The organism is Pseudomonas sp. LBUM1648, assembly GCF_059716145.1.
Genome location: NZ_CP166808.1, coordinates 2,310,782 through 2,328,483 on the forward strand (window position 1 = coordinate 2,310,782; position 17,702 = coordinate 2,328,483).

Annotated in this window: 31 protein-coding genes; 29 read left to right on the top strand and 2 right to left on the bottom strand. The window is 58.4% G+C overall.

What is annotated here, in order from left to right:
- The first annotated feature begins 2 nt into the window (after positions 1-2).
- The 15 genes from ACA043_RS10615 to ACA043_RS10685 all read left to right on the top strand — a co-directional run bounded on the left by ACA043_RS10615 (position 3) and on the right by ACA043_RS10685 (position 6,975).
- On the top strand, positions 3-290 hold the full coding sequence (locus ACA043_RS10615) for an HNH endonuclease (RefSeq protein WP_497659635.1): 288 nt from the start codon (positions 3-5) through the stop codon (positions 288-290).
- Positions 287-1,216, top strand: a complete 930-nt coding sequence (locus tag ACA043_RS10620) for a helix-turn-helix domain-containing protein (protein ID WP_497659146.1) — start codon at positions 287-289, stop codon at positions 1,214-1,216. Before ACA043_RS10615 ends, ACA043_RS10620 begins: the two co-directional genes overlap by 4 nt.
- Positions 1,203-2,000 (top strand): hypothetical protein, encoded by a 798-nt coding sequence (locus tag ACA043_RS10625; RefSeq protein ID WP_497659147.1) that lies wholly within the window; start codon positions 1,203-1,205, stop codon positions 1,998-2,000. Before ACA043_RS10620 ends, ACA043_RS10625 begins: the two co-directional genes overlap by 14 nt.
- A complete protein-coding gene (locus ACA043_RS10630; protein WP_497659148.1) occupies positions 1,997-2,224 on the top strand; it encodes a hypothetical protein in 228 nt (75 codons plus the stop codon). The genes ACA043_RS10625 and ACA043_RS10630 overlap by 4 nt, the downstream gene beginning before the upstream one ends.
- Positions 2,217-2,687 (top strand): hypothetical protein, encoded by a 471-nt coding sequence (locus ACA043_RS10635; RefSeq protein WP_497659149.1) that lies wholly within the window; start codon positions 2,217-2,219, stop codon positions 2,685-2,687. Before ACA043_RS10630 ends, ACA043_RS10635 begins: the two co-directional genes overlap by 8 nt.
- A complete protein-coding gene (locus ACA043_RS10640) occupies positions 2,684-3,289 on the top strand; it encodes a recombination protein NinG (RefSeq protein WP_497659150.1) in 606 nt (201 codons plus the stop codon). Before ACA043_RS10635 ends, ACA043_RS10640 begins: the two co-directional genes overlap by 4 nt.
- On the top strand, positions 3,286-3,867 hold the full coding sequence (locus ACA043_RS10645) for a hypothetical protein (protein ID WP_497659151.1): 582 nt from the start codon (positions 3,286-3,288) through the stop codon (positions 3,865-3,867). The genes ACA043_RS10640 and ACA043_RS10645 overlap by 4 nt, the downstream gene beginning before the upstream one ends.
- 289 nt (positions 3,868-4,156) lie before the next feature.
- Positions 4,157-4,342 (top strand): Com family DNA-binding transcriptional regulator, encoded by a 186-nt coding sequence (locus ACA043_RS10650; RefSeq protein WP_497659636.1) that lies wholly within the window; start codon positions 4,157-4,159, stop codon positions 4,340-4,342.
- 10 nt (positions 4,343-4,352) lie between these two features.
- On the top strand, positions 4,353-4,670 hold the full coding sequence (locus ACA043_RS10655) for a hypothetical protein (protein ID WP_497659152.1): 318 nt from the start codon (positions 4,353-4,355) through the stop codon (positions 4,668-4,670).
- Between the two features lie 153 nt (positions 4,671-4,823).
- Positions 4,824-5,162, top strand: a complete 339-nt coding sequence (locus ACA043_RS10660) for an MFS transporter (protein ID WP_097090027.1) — start codon at positions 4,824-4,826, stop codon at positions 5,160-5,162.
- Positions 5,159-5,521: a hypothetical protein gene (locus ACA043_RS10665; protein WP_497659153.1), complete on the top strand. Its 363-nt coding sequence runs from the start codon at positions 5,159-5,161 to the stop codon at positions 5,519-5,521. The genes ACA043_RS10660 and ACA043_RS10665 overlap by 4 nt, the downstream gene beginning before the upstream one ends.
- Before the next feature lie 31 nt (positions 5,522-5,552).
- A complete protein-coding gene (locus ACA043_RS10670; protein WP_497659154.1) occupies positions 5,553-5,849 on the top strand; it encodes a hypothetical protein in 297 nt (98 codons plus the stop codon).
- A 102-nt stretch (positions 5,850-5,951) separates the two neighbouring features.
- Positions 5,952-6,182 (top strand): Acb2/Tad1 domain-containing protein, encoded by a 231-nt coding sequence (locus ACA043_RS10675; RefSeq protein ID WP_497659155.1) that lies wholly within the window; start codon positions 5,952-5,954, stop codon positions 6,180-6,182.
- A complete protein-coding gene (locus tag ACA043_RS10680) occupies positions 6,182-6,325 on the top strand; it encodes a hypothetical protein (protein WP_497659156.1) in 144 nt (47 codons plus the stop codon). Before ACA043_RS10675 ends, ACA043_RS10680 begins: the two co-directional genes overlap by 1 nt.
- Positions 6,326-6,531: 206 nt before the next feature.
- A complete protein-coding gene (locus ACA043_RS10685) occupies positions 6,532-6,975 on the top strand; it encodes an Ntn hydrolase family protein (protein WP_497659157.1) in 444 nt (147 codons plus the stop codon).
- A 31-nt stretch (positions 6,976-7,006) separates the two neighbouring features.
- Here ACA043_RS10685 and ACA043_RS10690 read toward each other — a convergent pair whose 3' ends face one another.
- Positions 7,007-7,213, bottom strand: coding sequence for a hypothetical protein (locus tag ACA043_RS10690; protein WP_497659158.1), 207 nt, complete (start codon positions 7,211-7,213; stop codon positions 7,007-7,009).
- Between the two features lie 72 nt (positions 7,214-7,285).
- On the opposite strand from ACA043_RS10690, the gene ACA043_RS10695 reads away from it, so the two are divergent.
- The 11 genes from ACA043_RS10695 (at position 7,286) to ACA043_RS10745 (ending at position 16,011) form a co-directional block, all read left to right on the top strand.
- Positions 7,286-7,909 (top strand): putative metallopeptidase, encoded by a 624-nt coding sequence (locus ACA043_RS10695; RefSeq protein ID WP_497659159.1) that lies wholly within the window; start codon positions 7,286-7,288, stop codon positions 7,907-7,909.
- A gap of 31 nt (positions 7,910-7,940) precedes the next feature.
- Positions 7,941-8,456 (top strand): DUF2280 domain-containing protein, encoded by a 516-nt coding sequence (locus tag ACA043_RS10700; protein ID WP_497659160.1) that lies wholly within the window; start codon positions 7,941-7,943, stop codon positions 8,454-8,456.
- Positions 8,453-9,790, top strand: coding sequence for a terminase large subunit domain-containing protein (locus tag ACA043_RS10705; RefSeq protein WP_497659161.1), 1,338 nt, complete (start codon positions 8,453-8,455; stop codon positions 9,788-9,790). Before ACA043_RS10700 ends, ACA043_RS10705 begins: the two co-directional genes overlap by 4 nt.
- Positions 9,790-11,250: a DUF4055 domain-containing protein gene (locus ACA043_RS10710; RefSeq protein ID WP_497659162.1), complete on the top strand. Its 1,461-nt coding sequence runs from the start codon at positions 9,790-9,792 to the stop codon at positions 11,248-11,250. Before ACA043_RS10705 ends, ACA043_RS10710 begins: the two co-directional genes overlap by 1 nt.
- Positions 11,168-12,280 carry a minor capsid protein gene (locus ACA043_RS10715; protein WP_497659163.1) on the top strand — a complete coding sequence of 371 codons (1,113 nt, stop codon included), beginning with the start codon at positions 11,168-11,170 and terminating at the stop codon, positions 12,278-12,280. Before ACA043_RS10710 ends, ACA043_RS10715 begins: the two co-directional genes overlap by 83 nt.
- Before the next feature lie 8 nt (positions 12,281-12,288).
- Entirely contained in the window at positions 12,289-12,777 is a 489-nt protein-coding gene (locus tag ACA043_RS10720; protein WP_497659164.1) for a DnaT-like ssDNA-binding protein, read from the top strand.
- A 51-nt stretch (positions 12,778-12,828) separates the two neighbouring features.
- Positions 12,829-13,443 (top strand): hypothetical protein, encoded by a 615-nt coding sequence (locus ACA043_RS10725; RefSeq protein WP_497659165.1) that lies wholly within the window; start codon positions 12,829-12,831, stop codon positions 13,441-13,443.
- A 98-nt stretch (positions 13,444-13,541) separates the two neighbouring features.
- Positions 13,542-14,279, top strand: a complete 738-nt coding sequence (locus ACA043_RS10730) for a hypothetical protein (protein WP_134326528.1) — start codon at positions 13,542-13,544, stop codon at positions 14,277-14,279.
- A 3-nt stretch (positions 14,280-14,282) separates the two neighbouring features.
- A complete protein-coding gene (locus ACA043_RS10735; protein ID WP_056785404.1) occupies positions 14,283-15,260 on the top strand; it encodes a major capsid protein in 978 nt (325 codons plus the stop codon).
- Between the two features lie 57 nt (positions 15,261-15,317).
- Positions 15,318-15,623 carry a HeH/LEM domain-containing protein gene (locus ACA043_RS10740; RefSeq protein ID WP_497659166.1) on the top strand — a complete coding sequence of 102 codons (306 nt, stop codon included), beginning with the start codon at positions 15,318-15,320 and terminating at the stop codon, positions 15,621-15,623.
- Positions 15,624-15,633: 10 nt separating this feature from the next.
- Positions 15,634-16,011 carry a hypothetical protein gene (locus tag ACA043_RS10745; protein WP_497659167.1) on the top strand — a complete coding sequence of 126 codons (378 nt, stop codon included), beginning with the start codon at positions 15,634-15,636 and terminating at the stop codon, positions 16,009-16,011.
- 6 nt (positions 16,012-16,017) lie between these two features.
- Here ACA043_RS10745 and ACA043_RS10750 read toward each other — a convergent pair whose 3' ends face one another.
- Positions 16,018-16,239: a hypothetical protein gene (locus ACA043_RS10750; protein WP_497659168.1), complete on the bottom strand. Its 222-nt coding sequence runs from the start codon at positions 16,237-16,239 to the stop codon at positions 16,018-16,020.
- Between the two features lie 36 nt (positions 16,240-16,275).
- Here ACA043_RS10750 and ACA043_RS10755 point away from each other — a divergent pair, with 36 nt between their 5' ends.
- Genes ACA043_RS10755 through ACA043_RS10765 form a run of 3 tightly spaced genes read left to right on the top strand, consistent with a single transcriptional unit; the run spans position 16,276 to position 17,670 of the window.
- Positions 16,276-16,668: a hypothetical protein gene (locus ACA043_RS10755; protein WP_497659169.1), complete on the top strand. Its 393-nt coding sequence runs from the start codon at positions 16,276-16,278 to the stop codon at positions 16,666-16,668.
- Position 16,669: 1 nt separating this feature from the next.
- Positions 16,670-17,254 carry a hypothetical protein gene (locus ACA043_RS10760; RefSeq protein WP_497659170.1) on the top strand — a complete coding sequence of 195 codons (585 nt, stop codon included), beginning with the start codon at positions 16,670-16,672 and terminating at the stop codon, positions 17,252-17,254.
- A complete protein-coding gene (locus tag ACA043_RS10765; RefSeq protein ID WP_497659171.1) occupies positions 17,251-17,670 on the top strand; it encodes a phage tail terminator-like protein in 420 nt (139 codons plus the stop codon). Before ACA043_RS10760 ends, ACA043_RS10765 begins: the two co-directional genes overlap by 4 nt.
- The last annotated feature ends 32 nt before the right edge of the window (positions 17,671-17,702 follow it).

Sequence of the window (17,702 nt, forward strand, 5' to 3'; positions counted from 1 at the left end):
GTATGGGTCACATCACCGCCTACCAACCGCCAGTCCTCCCGCCTCGGCGTAGGACGAAAAAGAAACCAATCCCTTCTGGCTTGCGTGCACAGGTATTCGCCCGCGACGGTCACGCGTGTTTGCGCTGCGGCTGCTCGGCGCTAATGCGCTTGAGGGCCGATCACGTCGTACCTGAAAGCCAAGGTGGAGAGGCTTCTTTGGGCAACCTCCAGACCCTTTGCATGTCCTGCAATAGCTGGAAGGGCGTGCGGACGATTGATTTCCGCGCGTTCGCCGGAGGTGCAGCATGAGCATGGGCCTTATGGTTGCCGCAATGAAGCTTCGCGTTGGTAATCCGCTGCGCAAGCTGGTGCTGATCAAGTTGGCCGACAACGCCAGCGACGTAGGCGAGTGCTGGCCCTCCTACCAGCACATTGCCGACCAGTGCGAGATCAGCAAGCGTTCTGTCGTGAACCACATCACCGCTCTGTGTGAGGCGGGACTGTTGCGCAAGGAGATCCGGAAGGGTGGGCCAAAGGGGAATTCGTCGAACGTTTACTTCCTCACCCTCGACGGTGGTGGTGCACCTCCTGCACCAGGGGTAGTGCAGAAGATTCATCCGGGTAGTGCAGCAGGTTCACCCCCTAGTGAATCTCCTGCACCAGGGGGTAGTGCAGGAGCTGCACCCAGAATCAGTAACTCTCTTGAATCAGTCATGGAACCGGTCATTGAACCAATTGCACCCCCGGCTCACGCCGAGGTTGTGCCGGCTCAGTCCCGCGGCTTGGTGCTAGTGGTTGATCGCACCGATGCGCCACGGGTTGAGATTCCCGCTGACATGCCGGGCCCCAAAGACCAGTCCTGCAAAACCTTTAAGGTCTGGGCGAACTACGCCATGGCTTACCGCAAGCGCTACAGCACTTGGCCGGTGTGGAACGCGAAGGTCGGCGGCCAGCTCTGCCAACTGGTCGACCGCCTCGGTGCCGATGTTGCCCACCATGTCGCTGCGCACTACCTGAAAACCAGCGATGCCGCCGTCCTGCGCAAGTGCCACAGCCTCAACGAACTGCTGGCCAACGCCGAGAGCTACCACACCCAGTGGGTGACCGGTCAGCGTATCAACGGGACGACCGCTCGCCAGATGGAGCGCACCGAAGCGAACGTCTCCGCCGCCGAGCAGGCCGCGCAAATGGTCTTGGCCAAGCGCCAAGCGGGAGAGCGCAATGAATACCTTTGAAATGAACGACCAGCAGGTTGCCGGGCTTGCTGCAGCGATCTGCGCCACCGCCGAGGCCATGGGTCAGGAAATGAACCCAGGCACTGCGGCGATCATGGCTGAAGACCTCTGCGCTTACCCGGTGCCGGTCGTGAAATCCGCGCTGAAAGCTTGTCGCTTTGAGGTGAGAGGCAAGTTGGCAATGGCCGACATTCTCCAGCGCGTGCAGATCGCCGACGGGCGCCCGGGCAAGGACGAAGCATGGGCGATCGCCATGACCACCAACGACGAGTTCGAAACCGTGGTGCTGACAGACGAGATTCAGCTCGCCTTGGCAGCTGCAAAACCTGTCCTCGACGCCGGCGACAAGGTCGGTGCACGCATGGCGTTCAACAGTGCTTACGAGCGTCTGGTGGGGCAGGCCCGGGAGGACAGCAAGGAAGTGAACTGGCATGTGTCTGTCGGCTTCGACGCCAACCGCCGCACACAGGCGATCACCAAAGCCGTGCAGATGCAGCGAATCCCTCAGGAGCGCGCTCAGCAGTACTTGGCCGACTTGAGTGTCGTGCCGGTCACTGAAGACGGTCGGGCCGTCGTTGCGCTGCTGACCGGTGATGTAGCACGGCCCTCGCCAAAACTGCGCGAGAAGCTCGCCGCGGTGAAGGACTCGATGCTTGCCATGCGTCAAGCATCGGCCGAGGAAAAAACAGAACTGCGAATTCTGGCAGCCAATGAACTGGCGGATCGCCGGGCGCTGCTTATCCAGCAGTCCGAACAATTGGAAGCAAGGAGTGCGGCTCAATGAGCATCGATAAACAAATACTCCAGAAGCTGCTGTGGGCCGAGGCAGCGTCATTCCGTGCCGACTGCGCAGACTGGAAGCGCAATACCGAGGCGCTGCAGGACTTCCTCGGCGAGAAGACCGTGGAGGAGGTGGCGCTTGAGCTGCTGGCAGAGAACGAACGGCTGACGCAGCAACTCGGCGAGCTGATCAACGGATTGCCGAACAAGGTGGCCACCCATGGCTGACAAAATCTCCGTGAACTGCCAGGCCAAGCTCTCCGAAGCCATCACCAAGCTCAGCACCATGTATCGCGACAAGAAGTTCGTCGTCGTTTCGCTGCGCCCTGGTAAGGACCGGACGCTCGACCAGAACCGACTGTGGTTCGCGATGTACAAGCGCATCGAGGAGATGACCCAGATCGGTGATGAGGCCGACGCGCGTCGATACTGCAAGCTGCACATCGGCGTGCAGATCCTGCTGAACGAGGACGCCGGGTTTCAGGCTGAGTGGTACCGCGTAATGCGACATCTTCCGTACGCGACAAAGCTGGAAATGATGGGGGGCTGCAAGCTGTTCGGTCCGGACGGCTTCCCGGTTACCAGTCTGTTCAATCGCGCTCAGGGTGTGGCGTACACCGACCGTATCGTCGCGCGCTTCTCTCAGCAGGGCGTGTACTTCGATGATCTGCTGAGCCAGGAGGCTGCATGACGATTGAACGGAAGCAGCCCAAACCGAAGAAATGCCGCGTTGCTACTTGCAGGGCCTCATTCGTCCCATCGCGGATGGGGCAGGCAGTTTGCAGCCCGGCATGCGCATTGATCGATGCGCCGAAGAATCAGGACAAAGCCCGCAAGGCCATCGACCAGCGCGATCGCCGCGAGATCCAGGTGCGCAAGGAGAAGCTGAAGAGCAGGGCGTATCACCTGCGCGAAGCTCAGGCTGCTGTGAACGAGTTTGTCAGACTGCGTGACGCGAACCTGCCGTGCATCAGCTGCGACTCGATGCCGAACGACAACGACCTGATGACGGGAAGCCGCTGGGACGCGGGCCACTATCGGTCTGTCGGCGCCTGTCCGGAGCTCCGTTTCGAGCCACTGAACATCCACCGCCAGTGCGTGAAGTGCAACCGCAACCTGTCCGGCAACGCAGTCGAGTACCGCATCCGATTGGTACAACGCATCGGCGCCGAGAAGGTGGCATGGCTTGAAGGGCCTCATCCGGCCTGCAAGCACACCGTCGAAGAGATCAAAACCATCAAGGCCGAATATCGGGCGAAGACCAGAGAACTGAAAAAGGGGCACGCAGCATGAAAATTAACTCGGCGCGCCAGGCATGGCACGACTGCAACTACAACCCGGCCCCGGGCCAGACTTCCGACGCTGCCGAACTAGGGGTGGTAGTGCAGAACACTGAGCGTGGCCCGACAGCGAATCCGGCGATGCACGCAACGCTTGCCGGTCATATTCAGTCAGCCATCGCCCGGCTTCACTTTCAACTCCGGGCATTCGGCAACGCAATGTATGCGGCTGAGCCGACAGATGATGATCGGGAGGAAGCCGAAGCTGCAGTTTTCAATCTTGCATGTTCACGAGCAGCACGCATGACCGCCAGCAAGCGGGAGAGGGCAGAGTACGTTGCTAAGGGCGTGTTTCGTCGCTACCGCTACATGCACCAAGGCGGACAATCGGCCAACGCCGATCCGCTAATAAAGCCCGAGTTGTTCCGAGCCTGGATGAAAGGGGAGTACGACATCGACCTGCCATCCGCAGCTTGGGGTCGTGATTGGGAGCCATTCGTGCAGCTTTGCTTCGATGCCTGTTACGACATCGACGCGCGCGCATTGAGTCCAATTGGCGGGGTGATTTATAAAATGAAAGAGGCCGCTTGACTTCCCGCACGGCTGAGGGCATGATTTCTCCATAGTTAGTATTTTGCCTACGGCAACTTACTTGAAAAAACCGGTTCTGAAGCCGGTTTTTTTATGCCCGCCAGAAAGCAAAAAGCCCCGACAAGTTCGGGGCTTTTTTATGCGCGGAGAAAAAGAGAGGGCGACTCCAAAGGGTGCTGTAACACCCGAGAGAGACGCCAGATCGCAGATAGTGCCTGCAAGCCAGCCAAGGCCCTCACTGCTCGCGCGAGCGGGACGGAGCCTAGCAGAAAACCAAATGGACTTGCAGATGTTAAAAGAATGCAGATGCGGAAAATGCAACAGACTTCTCGCCCGCGTGGGTGAGTTTACCGAGCTCCAGATCAAATGTTCCCGATGCGGGACGTTGAATCATGAGAAGGCCACGAGCCTCGAGCGATCGCCTTTGAGCGACATGAAAGCGGAATCCTCCGCAACAAATCATTCGACTCTATAGGTATAGATAAATGGAACCAGTAACTCTAGGTGCAAAATTTTATAACAGTGGGGGCACGGGCGTAACTGTGATCGTCAAGCCTGCGGACAACGTTGCAGGTCTCGTAATTCGAACGTGTACGGCTAATGCTGCGATCATGACCGGTACTACTGCTCCAATTAATCCAAATGATGGTTATGATTACAGCACGAAGCCAGCGGTGCTCGGGTATTTAGCCGGTGTTGCGCAACTGCCATACCCGGTTCATATTCCGGCCGGCTTCGGTCTGTGGTCTTCGAGTACCAATGGCTCTGCACGCGTGTTCATGACTTACGATCTGTTGACCTAAAAGAATGGGCCGTTAACGCGGCCCTTTCCTCACCAAATTCCAAGCTTCAGCAATCGCTGGAGCTTTTCCGTTTTCGGCTCCCCACACCCATTGCCCCGAGCTGGGAGTGCAGCGGACGCCGACCTATTCACATGCACCCACGGAGTCGAGCGCATGGAGTTATTGCAGCGCCTGCTCGACAAGATCGACAGGTTTGAATTGCTGATCGCAGGACTGGTCGGCGCTGTCGTCGCAAGCTGGTGGCACAAAGACGATCTGGCTGACTGGCGTGCTTGGATGATCTTCCTGGTAACCGGCATTGCCTGCTCTTTGTACCTGACGAGCATGGTCAGCACCTACCTGGGCGTGACCGAGCCGAAGATCGTCGCGGGAATTGGCTTCCTGCTGGGCACCTTCGGCGGGTCGCTGCTCGCAGCCATCAATCGAGCCATCAAAGCCGCTGACCTCTGGGCGCTCATTCGCCAGCGGTTCGGGGGAGGCAATCCACCATGAGTCTTGAACTGATCAACTCCATCGCTTGCGGCTTGATTGCCTTGTGGGCGACCTGGTGTGTTCTGAGCGGTCGAGTGCGGGACGGCGTCATTGGCAAGCTTATCTATTCGGCGATCGCCATTAGCGGATTTGTCGTGATGAGCCGGGAGCAGAACATCTTCATGATGGGGCCGACCACCGCCGGGATCACATTGCACGTCTCGCTAGCCCTTGCCGGCATGCGCCACATCTTCATGGTCATCTGGTGGCAGCGGGTGAAGGCCTGGCTTTGCCGGATGATGAACTGCGAGCATTGCCTGCGGGACCCTCGTTTCAGTGCACAGCCTGGACAGGTCGACTGCCGCCGGAAGAAGCGCTGATCCGCGTCACGTTCTCAGATGTGTCCGTTTCATGGCGCGAAAAACCGCAAGGCGTTTTGTTTGGTTGATATGCTTGCTGGCCATCAATCGCGAGTTTGTAAAAATGGCAGTAACAATCAATTTTCTGGTAGGCGAAGACGTTCCGGCGCACCTGAAAAAGCTTGACCATAAGATCGTATGGGTCGTCGAGGTTAATGGTTTGACCAAGCATTTCACGAACGATGAGGAAGCGTTTGCGCACATGAAGATGCTTCTGGATATTCAAGCTAGAAAAGCGCTGAATCCGCCAGACCCAAGAGCTACTGAATCTCTAGGGTTAAATTCGTGACCGTGTCAGTTCCCGCCATGCTGTAAGTGTTTTGTCTGAGTTTCAATAAGCCCGCCGAGTTGCGGGCTTTTTCATTTCGATAACCGAGAAAGGTGCAATTCTATGGACAACCAGCACAAAAAGATCACCGGCTACCGTGACCTGAGTCAGGCCGAGATTGACGGCATGAACTCCATCAAGGCCCTTGAGGCTGACGCCGGCGAGCTGTTCAAGCAGATCGGCGAGATCGAAGGCGTTGATCCGCGACTGCTGGCGTTGGCCAAGACCAACTTGCAGCAGGGCTTCATGTGGTTCGTTCGCTCGATCGCCAAACCCGCTGACCCTTTCAGCTGATGAGCAACGTAACTCGCCTTCATCATGCGCTACCGCTGAGCCAAGACATCAACAAGGCGCTGACCGAGCTGGATAGCGCGATCGCCAAGGCCATCGACGCTGCCAAGGCTGCTGGACTGCCGCAAGGCCTGGTCGTCGCTTAGCTGCACGGGCACGCTCATGCACAGACCCACCTCATGGTGAGTTGAGGTTGGAAGCAGTATCAGGGTGAGGCAAGTAATTGCTCGGATGAGGTTTAGCATTGTCGACGCCTAAAAAATGAAGTCGTCTCCAAGTATCAATATCCGCGATTTCGATTCCACTCTACTCGGTGCAGTTACTCGAACACTAAATCGCAACGAGGTGACGCATGACGACCATTGCCTACAAAGACGGCGTGATCGCCTACGACTCCCGCGTAACTCGTGGATCACTCATCGACCATGACGACTACGAGAAGCTCATCCATAGGAATGGGCATCAGTTCCTGTTCACGGGTTGTGGTGCGGACTTTGCCGCCCTGATGGATGAGTTTTTCGGGGTGAAGACCAGCGATAAGCCGCTCGACGCGAACGGGCTGGTCGTCACCAATGGCAAGCTTTGCCAGATCGGGCGCGACGCCGAGAGCGGTTTCTGGATGGACGAGGTGTGGATGGAGCGTCCGTTTGCTATCGGTAGCGGACGCGACTTTGCACTCGCTGCGATGGATATGGGGGCAACTGCCAAGGAAGCTGTCGAGCAAGCGGCCAAGCGTGATTGTTACACCGGCGGTACGATCCGCACGCTGATCATTGATCCAGGCAAGGCTGGGTAGGTGTGCCGCAGGTGGGTGCGGCACTGATGCATCATTTCAGTTTTAGGGCGTCTTGGATCTTGTCGGCATAGCTCGAAAGATTAGATAGCTCTTCCTCCATAAACCCTGATGTCGTAACAACCGTAGCGCGCTGCGCAATGAGTTCAAGGGCAGCACTTACAGCCAAGATGCGACGCTCTTCTGAGCCAGCCACTCGATACGTCGAATGGTGGATTGAGCCAACGTTCTTCTCACTCATACAGCTCTCCTTGCGTTGATTGATCGCTACCAATACCGGCAACCCGCCACTATTTCAAGCTCAAGGTGACCCATGGACAGGCCATACCCTCCATCGTCACTGCTTGAGTTGTCCGACCTTTCTGGCTTCGGGATTCGACTTACCCCGGCGCCCGAGGTCTGGGAATGGCTACAAGTAGAAATCCTTGCCGACACCGGCAGCATCCACAACGAAGACCACGCCCATCTGATCGATGCGGACATTCGTGTGATGTGGGCATCTGCCGCCTTCACGAAGAAGGGCAGAACGGTCGTCGGCCAGGCTGAGCAGGTTGCGTTCCGGGCTGGTGGTTGGCAGAAGGCCCGGATGGAACAGCAGATGCTTGATTGGTTCGGCGACGTGCCGGCCTACATCATCACGCTGGCTGCTGACTACTGTGCCGAGTGTTCCGACGCTGAATTCTGCGCCTTGGTTGAGCACGAGCTGTATCACATCGCCCAGGCGACGGATAAGTACGGTCAGCCAGCTTTCGCCCAAGACGGTTTGCCGAAGCTTGAGATGCGCGGACACGACGTTGAAGAGTTCGTCGGTGTGGTGCGTCGCTATGGGGCGAGCGCTGATGTTCAGTTGCTGGTAGACGCTGCAAACAATCCTGCCGAGGTAGGGAAAATGAACATTGCGAGGGCCTGCGGAACCTGTCCGCTCAAGTCGGCTTGATCCTTGACAGCCCTTGACGGAAACCAAATCTATGGCAGCCCTGAAAGACGAGGTGAAGGCCTTTATTGTTCAGGCTCTGGCCTGCTTCGACACCCCGAGTCAGGTTTGTCAGGCCGTCAAGGATCAATACGGCATCGAGGTATCCCGCCAACTGTGCGAGCGATACGACCCAACGAAGTATTCCGGCCGCGACCTTGGCCAAAAGTGGAAGGCGTTTTTCGAGGAGTGCCGAAAGCGATTCCGTGAAGAGACGGTAGATATCCCGATCGCTAACCGTGCGTACCGGCTTCGCGCGCTTGGGCGCATGGCCGAGAAAGCCGAGAACATGAAGAACATGGCGCTGACTGCCCAGCTCTTGGAGCAGGCGGCGAAGGAAACCGGTGACGTGTATGTCAATCGGCGTATAGAGCCTGACAAGACGCTTGATGAAGAGATCAAGGTCCTTGAGATCGAAAAGCGCAAAGCCGAACTCAAGTTGATAGAGAAGGGTGGCGGCAACTCCAACGCCCAGCTTCTGGCTGATCTGATTGCGAGGTTGCCTTCATGATTGCCAACACCGGCAACCTATTGCTTGATCGTCAGTTGGCGCGCTGGTACCCGCTCAAGGATCACCCGGTGCAGCTCGCACTGGTTGCTGCTGTCGCGGAAGGCATTCGCTTCCCATTGGTGCCTGCCGGCCGCCGTAGCGGCAAGACTGAGCGGTTTAAGCGCTTCCTTGTGAAGCAGGCATCCGCCTACAGCGGCATGTACTTCGCCGCCGCACCGACGCACGCCCAAGCAAAAAAGATATTCTGGGATGACCTCAAGGCTTTCACGCTGAGCTGCATGCACAGTCGCCGTCCTTCTGAGTCTGACCTGATCATCTACCTGGACAACGGTAGCGAGATCCACGTCATCGGACTGGACAAGCCGCAGCGAATTGAAGGTATTCCGTGGACTGGCGGCGGTATAGATGAGTTCGCGGACATAAAGCCGGATGCCTGGGAGGCAAACATTCTCCCGGCGCTGAACACCGTCAACCCGACCATGCCGGATTACCGGGCCTGGTGCTGGCTGCTCGGCGTTCCGGACGGCCTGAACCACTACTACGACCTTTGCATGCAGGCTGAGTCGGGCAGCGACCCGAACTTCCGGGTATTCCATTGGAAGTCGGCCGAGATCCTACCGCCCGATGTGATGGACGCAATGAAGCGGGCCATGTCGGCAAAGCAGTTCAAGCAAGAATTTGAAGCCTCTTTCGAAACGGCGTCGGGTCGGATCTACGAGGACTACAGCAAGGCGAACACCACGAACGCCACCATTGAGCCGCATGAGCAGCTGATGTGGATGCACGACCAGAACTTCACGCCCCTGTCATCCGCGATCGGTGTCCGACGCAACGACGGCAAAGACCTTTATCTGCTGGATGAGATCGTGCTGATCAGCGCGGTATCGAAGCAGTCGGCTGCTGAATTCGTGGAAAAGTTCAAGGACCACAAGAACAAGCACGTCCTGATTTACGGGGACCCGGCGGGTAAGGCTGGCGAGAAACACGGCCACGCCTCTGACTACACCGACATTGAAGGCGTGCTGAAGGCCAACGGCTGGACTTACACGCGCAAGGTCAAGCTGGCACACCCATCCATCAAGGATCGGCAGAACGCCGTACGGGCAAAGATCCTGACCGCGTCAGGCGAAACCAGCTTGTTCATCAACCCTGTTACAGCACCCTGGTGCCACAAGGGATTGAGTACGGTTCAGCTTCAGGCCGGATCAACGTTTCAGGAAGACCAGAAGAACGACTACCAGCACATCACTACGGCGATCGGCTATTGCATCGACGTTGAGTGGCCGTGCATCAAACGCACAGGCGGAACACGCCGAATTGGAGGCTTGGCCTGATGCCAGTGCAATCGACAAACCCCGACTACGACGCGCACATCGCCGAGTGGGAAATGATGGACGACGCCCTCGAGGGTGAATGCGCCGTGAAGCGTAACGAGCGCAACCTGCCCAAGCCGAGCGGAATGGTCGAAGCTGAGAAGCTCGACGGTACGGGCAACAAGTACCTCTACGAGAACTATACGAACCGGGCTCAGTACGAGCACTGGGTGCGCGACTCGCTGCGCTCGATGATGGGCTTGGTGTCTCGGTTGATCCCGGAGATCGAACTGCCCACTGGCCTGAAAGGGCTGGAGGACAATGCCACGGCGGACGGCTTCGGCCTGAAGCAACTGTTCTTCCGAATGGTTCGCCAGGCTATCTCGCACGGTCGGGTGCCGCTGGTGGTGAACATCGATGATCGCGGCGAGCCGTATTTCTCGACGTATGCCACGCGCAACGCGATCAACTGGGACACCGCTGATCAAGGCGGCCGGCAGGATCTGGTCCTCTCGGTATTCCGCGAGTTTCGCAAGAAGGGCGGCGATCGATACAGCCATGACTGCGACACGGTGTTCCGTGAGTTCTTCATGCTCAACGAGGTCTGCTACACCGCCGTGCGGAATGAAGGCGGTGAGCTGGTCGAGAACGAAAAGCCGCTGGGCACCACAGGAACGGACAACCGCCTGGTCAAAGGCCTGTCGTACTTGCCGGTGATTTACTGCGGCTCTACCGACAACTCGCCGGACGTTGACGAGGTGCCGCTGTTGACGATGGCGCGCGCCGCGTTGAAGTCCTACCAACTGAGCGCTGATTACTTCACTGCCCTGCACCAGACCAGCCACCCTCAACCGTGGGTGGCTGGACTTGATGATTCTGTAGAGCTCAGCGTGACCGGGCCATCTGCTGCTTGGGATCTGGGCCCGAATGGCGAGTGCGGTTACCTGGAGTTCCAAGGCGCCGGCATTGAAGCAGTCCGCAAAGCCATGGATGACCAGAAAAACGCCGCGCTTGAAGCCGGCGCCAAGGTCATGGACGTGGGCGGCACTGAGTCGGGCGAGGCGCGCAAGACACGTCAGAACGATCAGCACGCCACGCTGCACAGCATCGTCATCACCGTGGCCGAGGCAGTTGAGCAGGGCTTGCGGTATGCCGCCGAATGGAAGGGCTACGACCCCAAACAGGTCAAGTTCAAGGTGAGCCCAGAGTTCGTGACGCCTGAGGTGAACGCCCAGGTTCTTGCCGAACTGCTAAAGGGTGTGATGGCTGGCACGATCAGCGCCGACACCTACTGGCAGTACCTCACCACCGGCAAGCTACCGGATCGCCCGTATGAAGATGAAGCCGACCTGATCAGCGATGAGCGCGAGTCGGCCGGCATCAACCTGGACAAAGAAGATGCCAACGACAAACCAGGCGCAGGCGGACAGCCAACTGCTGGAGCAGACGACGCGCCACTCGGTAATGCTGGAGCGGCTTAAGGCCGGCGAGGTCAAGAAGTTCGAGAAATACCTTCGCCAGATCGACACACTTGTGCGAGTGCAGTTGACCCGCAAGGAGCTGACCACCTACAGCCGGGACCGTCTTGAACAGTTCCTGGCCCGAGTGGACGGCAAATTGCTCGAGATCTACAAGGCCTACGGTGATCTGGTTCAGGCCGATCTGGTCGATATCGCGCTGTACGAGTCGACCTTCGAGGCCAATAGCCTGACCCATGCGCTGTCCATCGACGCAGTGGTGCCGAGCAATGCCGTGATCCGCGCGGCGGTGTTTTCCTATCCGCTTCAGGTGAAAGGCATCGACGGCGGCAAGCTGCTGAAGAGCTTCGTCAGTGGCTGGACGCGCACGGAGACTATGCGCGTGACGAACACCATCAGGCTCGGCTTCGGCCAGGGCCAGACCAATGCCCAGATCATTCAGGCGATTCGCGGCACCGCAGCTCAGAACTTCACGGACGGCGTCTTGGCGGTGAGCAATCGCAACGCTGCATCCGTGGTGCAGACGGCAATCCAGCACGTGGCCACGACGGCACGAATGGAGACGCTGAAAGCCAATAGCGACGTGGTGCTGGGCTACCGCTGGGTGTCGACGCTCGATCGCAAGACTTCGCAGCAGTGCAAGGGTCTAGATGGGATGCGTTTCGACCTGGGCAAAGGCCCGCTGCCGCCGGCGCACATCAACTGCCGGTCGACTACGGTGCCGACCACCAGGCTTTCGGAGATGTTCGCCAAGGACGCCACGCGCGCCTCTGTAGGCGACAATGGAGGGGCGCAGGTCGATGCCAGCCTGAATTATTACGAGTGGCTGGCAACACAGCCGGCGGGCTTTCAAGATCACGCTCTCGGCCCGGTGCGGGCCAAGTTGTTCCGCGATGGCGGTCTGACTCCCGAGAAGTTCGCCAAGCTGCAACTCGATAAGTCGTTCAAGCCGCTGACGCTGGCGCAACTGAAAGATGTGGAGCCTGACATGTTCATTCGAGCAGGCGTTACACTCGTCGCTCAACCAGGTTGAGATGGCACATGCAGATCATCGTTGAGGACGGGAAGGGCAGGCCTGACGCGAATAGCTTCGTGCCGCTGGAGAAGCTGACCTTCTACCGTGACTACTACGGGTTCCGGATACCTGAAGCTGAGGCTGACCAGGTCGAACTGCTGCTGCGTGCTGCGGCCGACATCAACGGTCGCCAGTGGAGAGGGCGCAAGGCGAATCCAGCTCAGGCAATGGCCTGGCCGCGGCGTGACTGCAAGATCGAATACCAGACGCTGTCCGAAACTTTCGTGCCCTTTGAGATCGAGTGGGGGCAGGTGCGGCTCGCTGTCGAGCTGTACGCCGCCGAGCAGGCCTTCCAGATCGAAGAGCCGACGCATTGCACTGAGCCGAATGGTCGGCGTACGCGACTCAACCGAGATACGCCCGGCGTGCGCATGCGGCCGCCACCATACGCGCCTAGCAGGACGCAGTTCGCTGATTATTTAGTTATGCGGGGACTGTCTGTAGTCGCAGTGTAAAGCTAGGCGTTAAAGTGCCATGACGATCAGGGCTATTCGTCGGAGGCAAGCATGAGATGGATTTTGGGGGTTGTGGCGGTATTAGCGTGCGCAATATGCGGCCTACTCGGATTGACAGCAGGAATCAATTTCAACCCGTCTTCGACAATAAAATTCGTGCCTGCCTGGGGAAGCTTGGGGGACTGGGTTTCTGGGGTTGGAGCCTTGCTAGCTGTAATCACGAGCCTGGTGCTTGTGATGAGAAATGAGGCACAACAGCGCGAACGCGAACGCGAAAAAATAGAGATCGAGCAGATTGGGGAGGATTTTTTCTGCTCTGTAAGGGTGATATCTCTTGGAATATTTCCCTGCACGGTTAGATCGGTATTTTTCCTTGGCCCGGATGGTGGAGTAGTTTCGCTTCTAGCCAGCATGGCTCAGCCTTTAAATATTGGGTTGCCGGTCAGACTTGAGCATCGCGAAGAAATTCATTTCGCGTGGAGGATCGATCAGATGCGAGACCTCTTGAATTCATTGAGCTTTTTTGACCTGTCCAGCTTGACGCAGCTTCGAATTCAGGTGCTCACAGTTACGGGTGATTTCATTGTTCCAATCTCAGTTGAGCTTGCCGATTATTTGGTTGGCGCTGCACGGGCAGAGAACATAGCAATAACAGTGGAAAGTTAATCGGCGATCTGCCCGAACAAATAACCAATAAACCTCGGCCATGCCGGGGTTTTTTTATGCCTGCAAAGCGGGCCGACGAAACCCAAGGGGTGCACCAAGTGGCAGATGAAAACCAGATTGATCTTGAAGACCCGGCAGTTCAGACCGCCATTGCTGCAGCCGTTGAGGCTGCGACCCTGGGCCTCAAGAATAAGAATACCGAGCTGCTTGGCTCGCTCCGGACTACCAAAACCGAGCTGGACGGATTCAAGTCCCAGTTCGAAGGTTTGGATATCGCCGCCGTTAAAGGGCTGCTGACCAAGGTAGGCCAGGACGAAGAGACCAAGCTGATTGCCGAAGGCAAGCTGGACGAGGTCATTACCCGTCGCACCGAGCGCCTGCGCACCGACTACGACACCAAGCTCGCCGCCGAGAAGGCTCGCGCCGACAAGGCTGAGCAATTCGCTGCCAAGTACAGCGACAAGGTGCTGGCCGATTCCATCCGCGCTGCTGCCATCAAGGCCGGCGCGCTACCCGAGGCTGCCGAAGACATCATTTTGCGCGCGCGGGGCACTTTCAAACTCAGTGAAGACGGCGAGGCGATTGCCACCGACCGTGACGGCGAGGTCGTTTACGGAAAGGATGGCAAAACCCCGCTGTCGCCGCTCGAATGGGCGGAATCGCTGCGTGAAACAGCAACACACCTGTGGCCAAGGGCTCAGGGTGCCGGTCCGACCGGCGATCAAGGTGGCAAGGCCACGAAAAAATGGGGCGAGTACACGGAAACCGAGCGCGCTGCGATCGCCCGTGACAACCCCGAGCTGTTCAAGAAAATCCAGGCCACCAAAGGAACCTAATTCATGGCAACTACCCAACTGACCGACATCTTCGTCGGTGACTACTACGCCTCGCTGGAGCCGGTTAACAGCCCGGAAAAAACCGCTGTCTACGAGTCGGGCATCGTAACCCGCTCGCCTGTGCTGGACGCTATCGCCTCCGGCAGCCAAGGCACCGCCGAGATCAGCTACTGGCAGGATCTCAACGCTGATGAAGCCCCGAACATCAGCAACGATGACCCGAACGACCAGGGCGAAGTCGGCAAAGTCACTCAGGACAGCATGCGTGCTCGCGTCCTGTACCTCAACAAAGGTTATGGCGTGGCTGACCTCACTGCCGAGCTGGCCAACAGCGAGCCTCAGCAGCAGATCCGCAACCGCTTCGGCACCTACTGGACTCGCCAGTGGCAGCGTTACGCCCTTGGCGCAGCGCGCGGCATCATCGCCTCGAACATTGCCAATAACGGCGGCGACATGGTCATCGACGCAGGCGCGGCCATCAGTGCGAACGCCTTCCAAGACGCTGCGTTCACCGCCGGCGATGCGGCCGACCAGTTCGGCGCGATCGGCGTGCACTCGGTGGTGATGAACCAGATGGTTAAGCAGGACCTCATCGAGTATCTGCGCGATTCCGACGGCAAGATCATCCTGGCCACCTATCTGGGTAAGCCAGTGTTCATGGACGACGGCTTGGTGTACGGCGCCGGCAAATATCTGTCGGTGTTCTTCGGCCAAGGCGCGTTCGGCTACGGCGAAGGCACGCCGAAGGTGCCGGTGGAGATCGAGCGCAAACCGGGCGGCGGTAATGGTGGCGGTGCTGAGGTGCTGTGGGAGCGGAAGACGTACATCCTCCAGCCTGCTGGCTTCAGCTGGAAAGGCTCCGAGGCTCAGAACCTCAGCCCGACCGCGACCCAGTATGCCGCTGCTGCGAACTGGGAACGCGTGTTCAGCCGCAAGCAGGTCCCATTTGCGGCTGTCATCAGCGGCACCACCACGCCGTAATCCGGCTTTCACTTACCCAGGCGTCCGCAAGGGCGCCGGGCTGCATTGAGGTGACTCATGAAAGTTATCTACACGGACAAACCGGGCAAAGAGCGCGGCGTTTGCTACCGCCTGCTGAGCGAATTCTTCGGCGTCATTGGCACTGCCACTGAGGTGGTCATCGAGGGTGATGCGCCTGAAATTTACGATGCATACGAAGCAGCGGGCATCAAAGCTTCGGACGGCAAGGAGCCAGAAAGTGCCGAAACCGACCCTCTGAAAATGAAGGTTCCCGAGCTGAAAGACTGGCTGACGGCGAAGGGCATCGCCTTCGACCCAGCCGCCAAGAAAGAAGACCTGCAGGCCCTGGTGCCAGCGGAATAAGGACAAGCACATGACCGACTTCATCACCGTTGCCGATGTTGACGCTTCGCTGGGTCCTGGCTGGGCCGGCGCCGGTGATCCGGTCCTTGCTGTGACCATGGCCAACGCCTGGCTCACGGCCAAGATCAAGCGGGTTGTTCCCGATCCGGTTCCGACCGAGATCAAAACAGCCGGCGCCCAGGTCGCCAAAGAGGCGGCAGCGGGCAAGCTGTACACAGCAACGCAGAAGGAAGTGCAGAGCAAGACGGTATCGGCGCAGTCCGGAACGTCGGCGAGCAAAACCTACGTTGCAGGCTCTACCGATCAGTCGGCTTGCGTGAACTTCGCCTTGGCGCTGATCGAGCCTTGGATCAAGCGCTCCGGCGTAATGATGCTGAAAAGGATCTGAGTAGTATCAGTTGCGCCAGCCCTGCTTAAGCTCCTGATCGAACCATTGCTCTGCATCGAAAGTTGCACCCATGGTGCTCCTGAAGTCCAAATAATGGCCGTGACCATTTTCTTTAAGCCAACTGACGAATGCTCCAAATGATGGATGCCACTTCGCTGGCTGTTCCTGGGTTAAAGCCCATTCGTGTACAAGTCGGCGAATCGCCGCCTGGCATTCTGGCCTTTTCATAGTTAGCTCCTTTGTGAGTTATCAAGAGTATTGCATATGGGCATGCGCGAAGAGATTCAGGCCGAGATGGCCGAAGCGTTCGACGATCCCGATGGGCTGGCCGACGCGGTAAAGCCAGTGGAGGGAGTACGCAAGATTGCGGGCGAGTATGACCCCGACCTGGGCGGCGAGACGCCGGAGACCACAGTCACGTATATGGGGCGTGGTGTCTTGGGCAGTTATCTGTCCAAGGAAATCGACGGCTCTCTCATCCAGACAAGCGACGAGAAGCTGTTGGTGCTGCAAAACGAACTGTTCGTTTCGGAGGCCGGCGTGCCGACTGCGGTGCCTGCCGCGCCGGCCATCGGTGACATCGTCAACGGGCTGCGGGTGATGAACGTGTCCGCCGATCCTGCTGATGCAACGTGGACGGCACAGTTGAGGAAATGACATGGCGACTCAATCCGGCAGCTTCGCGCTGAGTCTCGCCGAGTTTGCAGCCCAGACTAGCGAAGCCATCGACGCGAGTGTGCGCGAGATCATCATCGAGGTCGGCAGTAGCCTGATCCGCATGTCTCCAGTGGGTAACCCGGAGATCTGGGCACAGAACGCTGTAGCGACCCAGTACAACAAGGCCGTCGACGACCACAACAGCGCGCTGCGCAGCGATCCGACCAACCTCACCAAGGGCGGCAGGCTCAAGAAAGGCCGCAAGCTCAACGACGGTATGGATATCAAGGCGCCCGAAGGCTACGTCGGCGGCCGGTTCCGCGCGAACTGGCACATCTCTCTCGGCGTGGTCGAGAGCGTCACCTTCGACGAGGTTGACCCAAGCGGTGCCGAGACCGTTGCCGCCCTGGTCGCGGCGATGAGCGATTTCACCGCCGGCCAGATGGCTTACATCATCAACAACTTGCCCTATGCGATCCCGCTGGAGTTCGGCCATTCGACGCAGGCCCCGGGCGGCATGGTTCGAGTGACCGTGGCTCGCTTCCAGCAAATCGTGTTGGAGGCCATCAGGAACAACCAGGTATGAGTCACGCCATTATCGCCTCGATCTACGAGGCAAAGCTGATCGCCTGGAACAATGCCAGGCCAGAGAAGCTGAAAATTGTTTTCGAGAACACCGCCTACACGCAGGCGGCGGGCGAAACCTATCTGCGAGCGTTCACCATCCCGGGCGACACGGCGAGCAACACGCTCGGCGGCGACCACCGGCTGTACACCGGCGTGTTTCAGGTGAGCATTATTTCTCCGGCTGGCACCGGTAAAGCAAAAACCAACCCCATCGCCGCCGAGATCATCGCGTTATTCCCGCTTTACGTGCGCGACGTGAAGAATGGTTTCGTAGTAACGCCCATGACGCCCGTAGATGTCGGCCCAGGCATCACTGGCGATTCAACCTACACCGTCCCGCTATCGTTCTCATACCGGTCCGACACCACTCCATAACCCGCCCGTTGGGCAAATCCTGAACCCGCCTC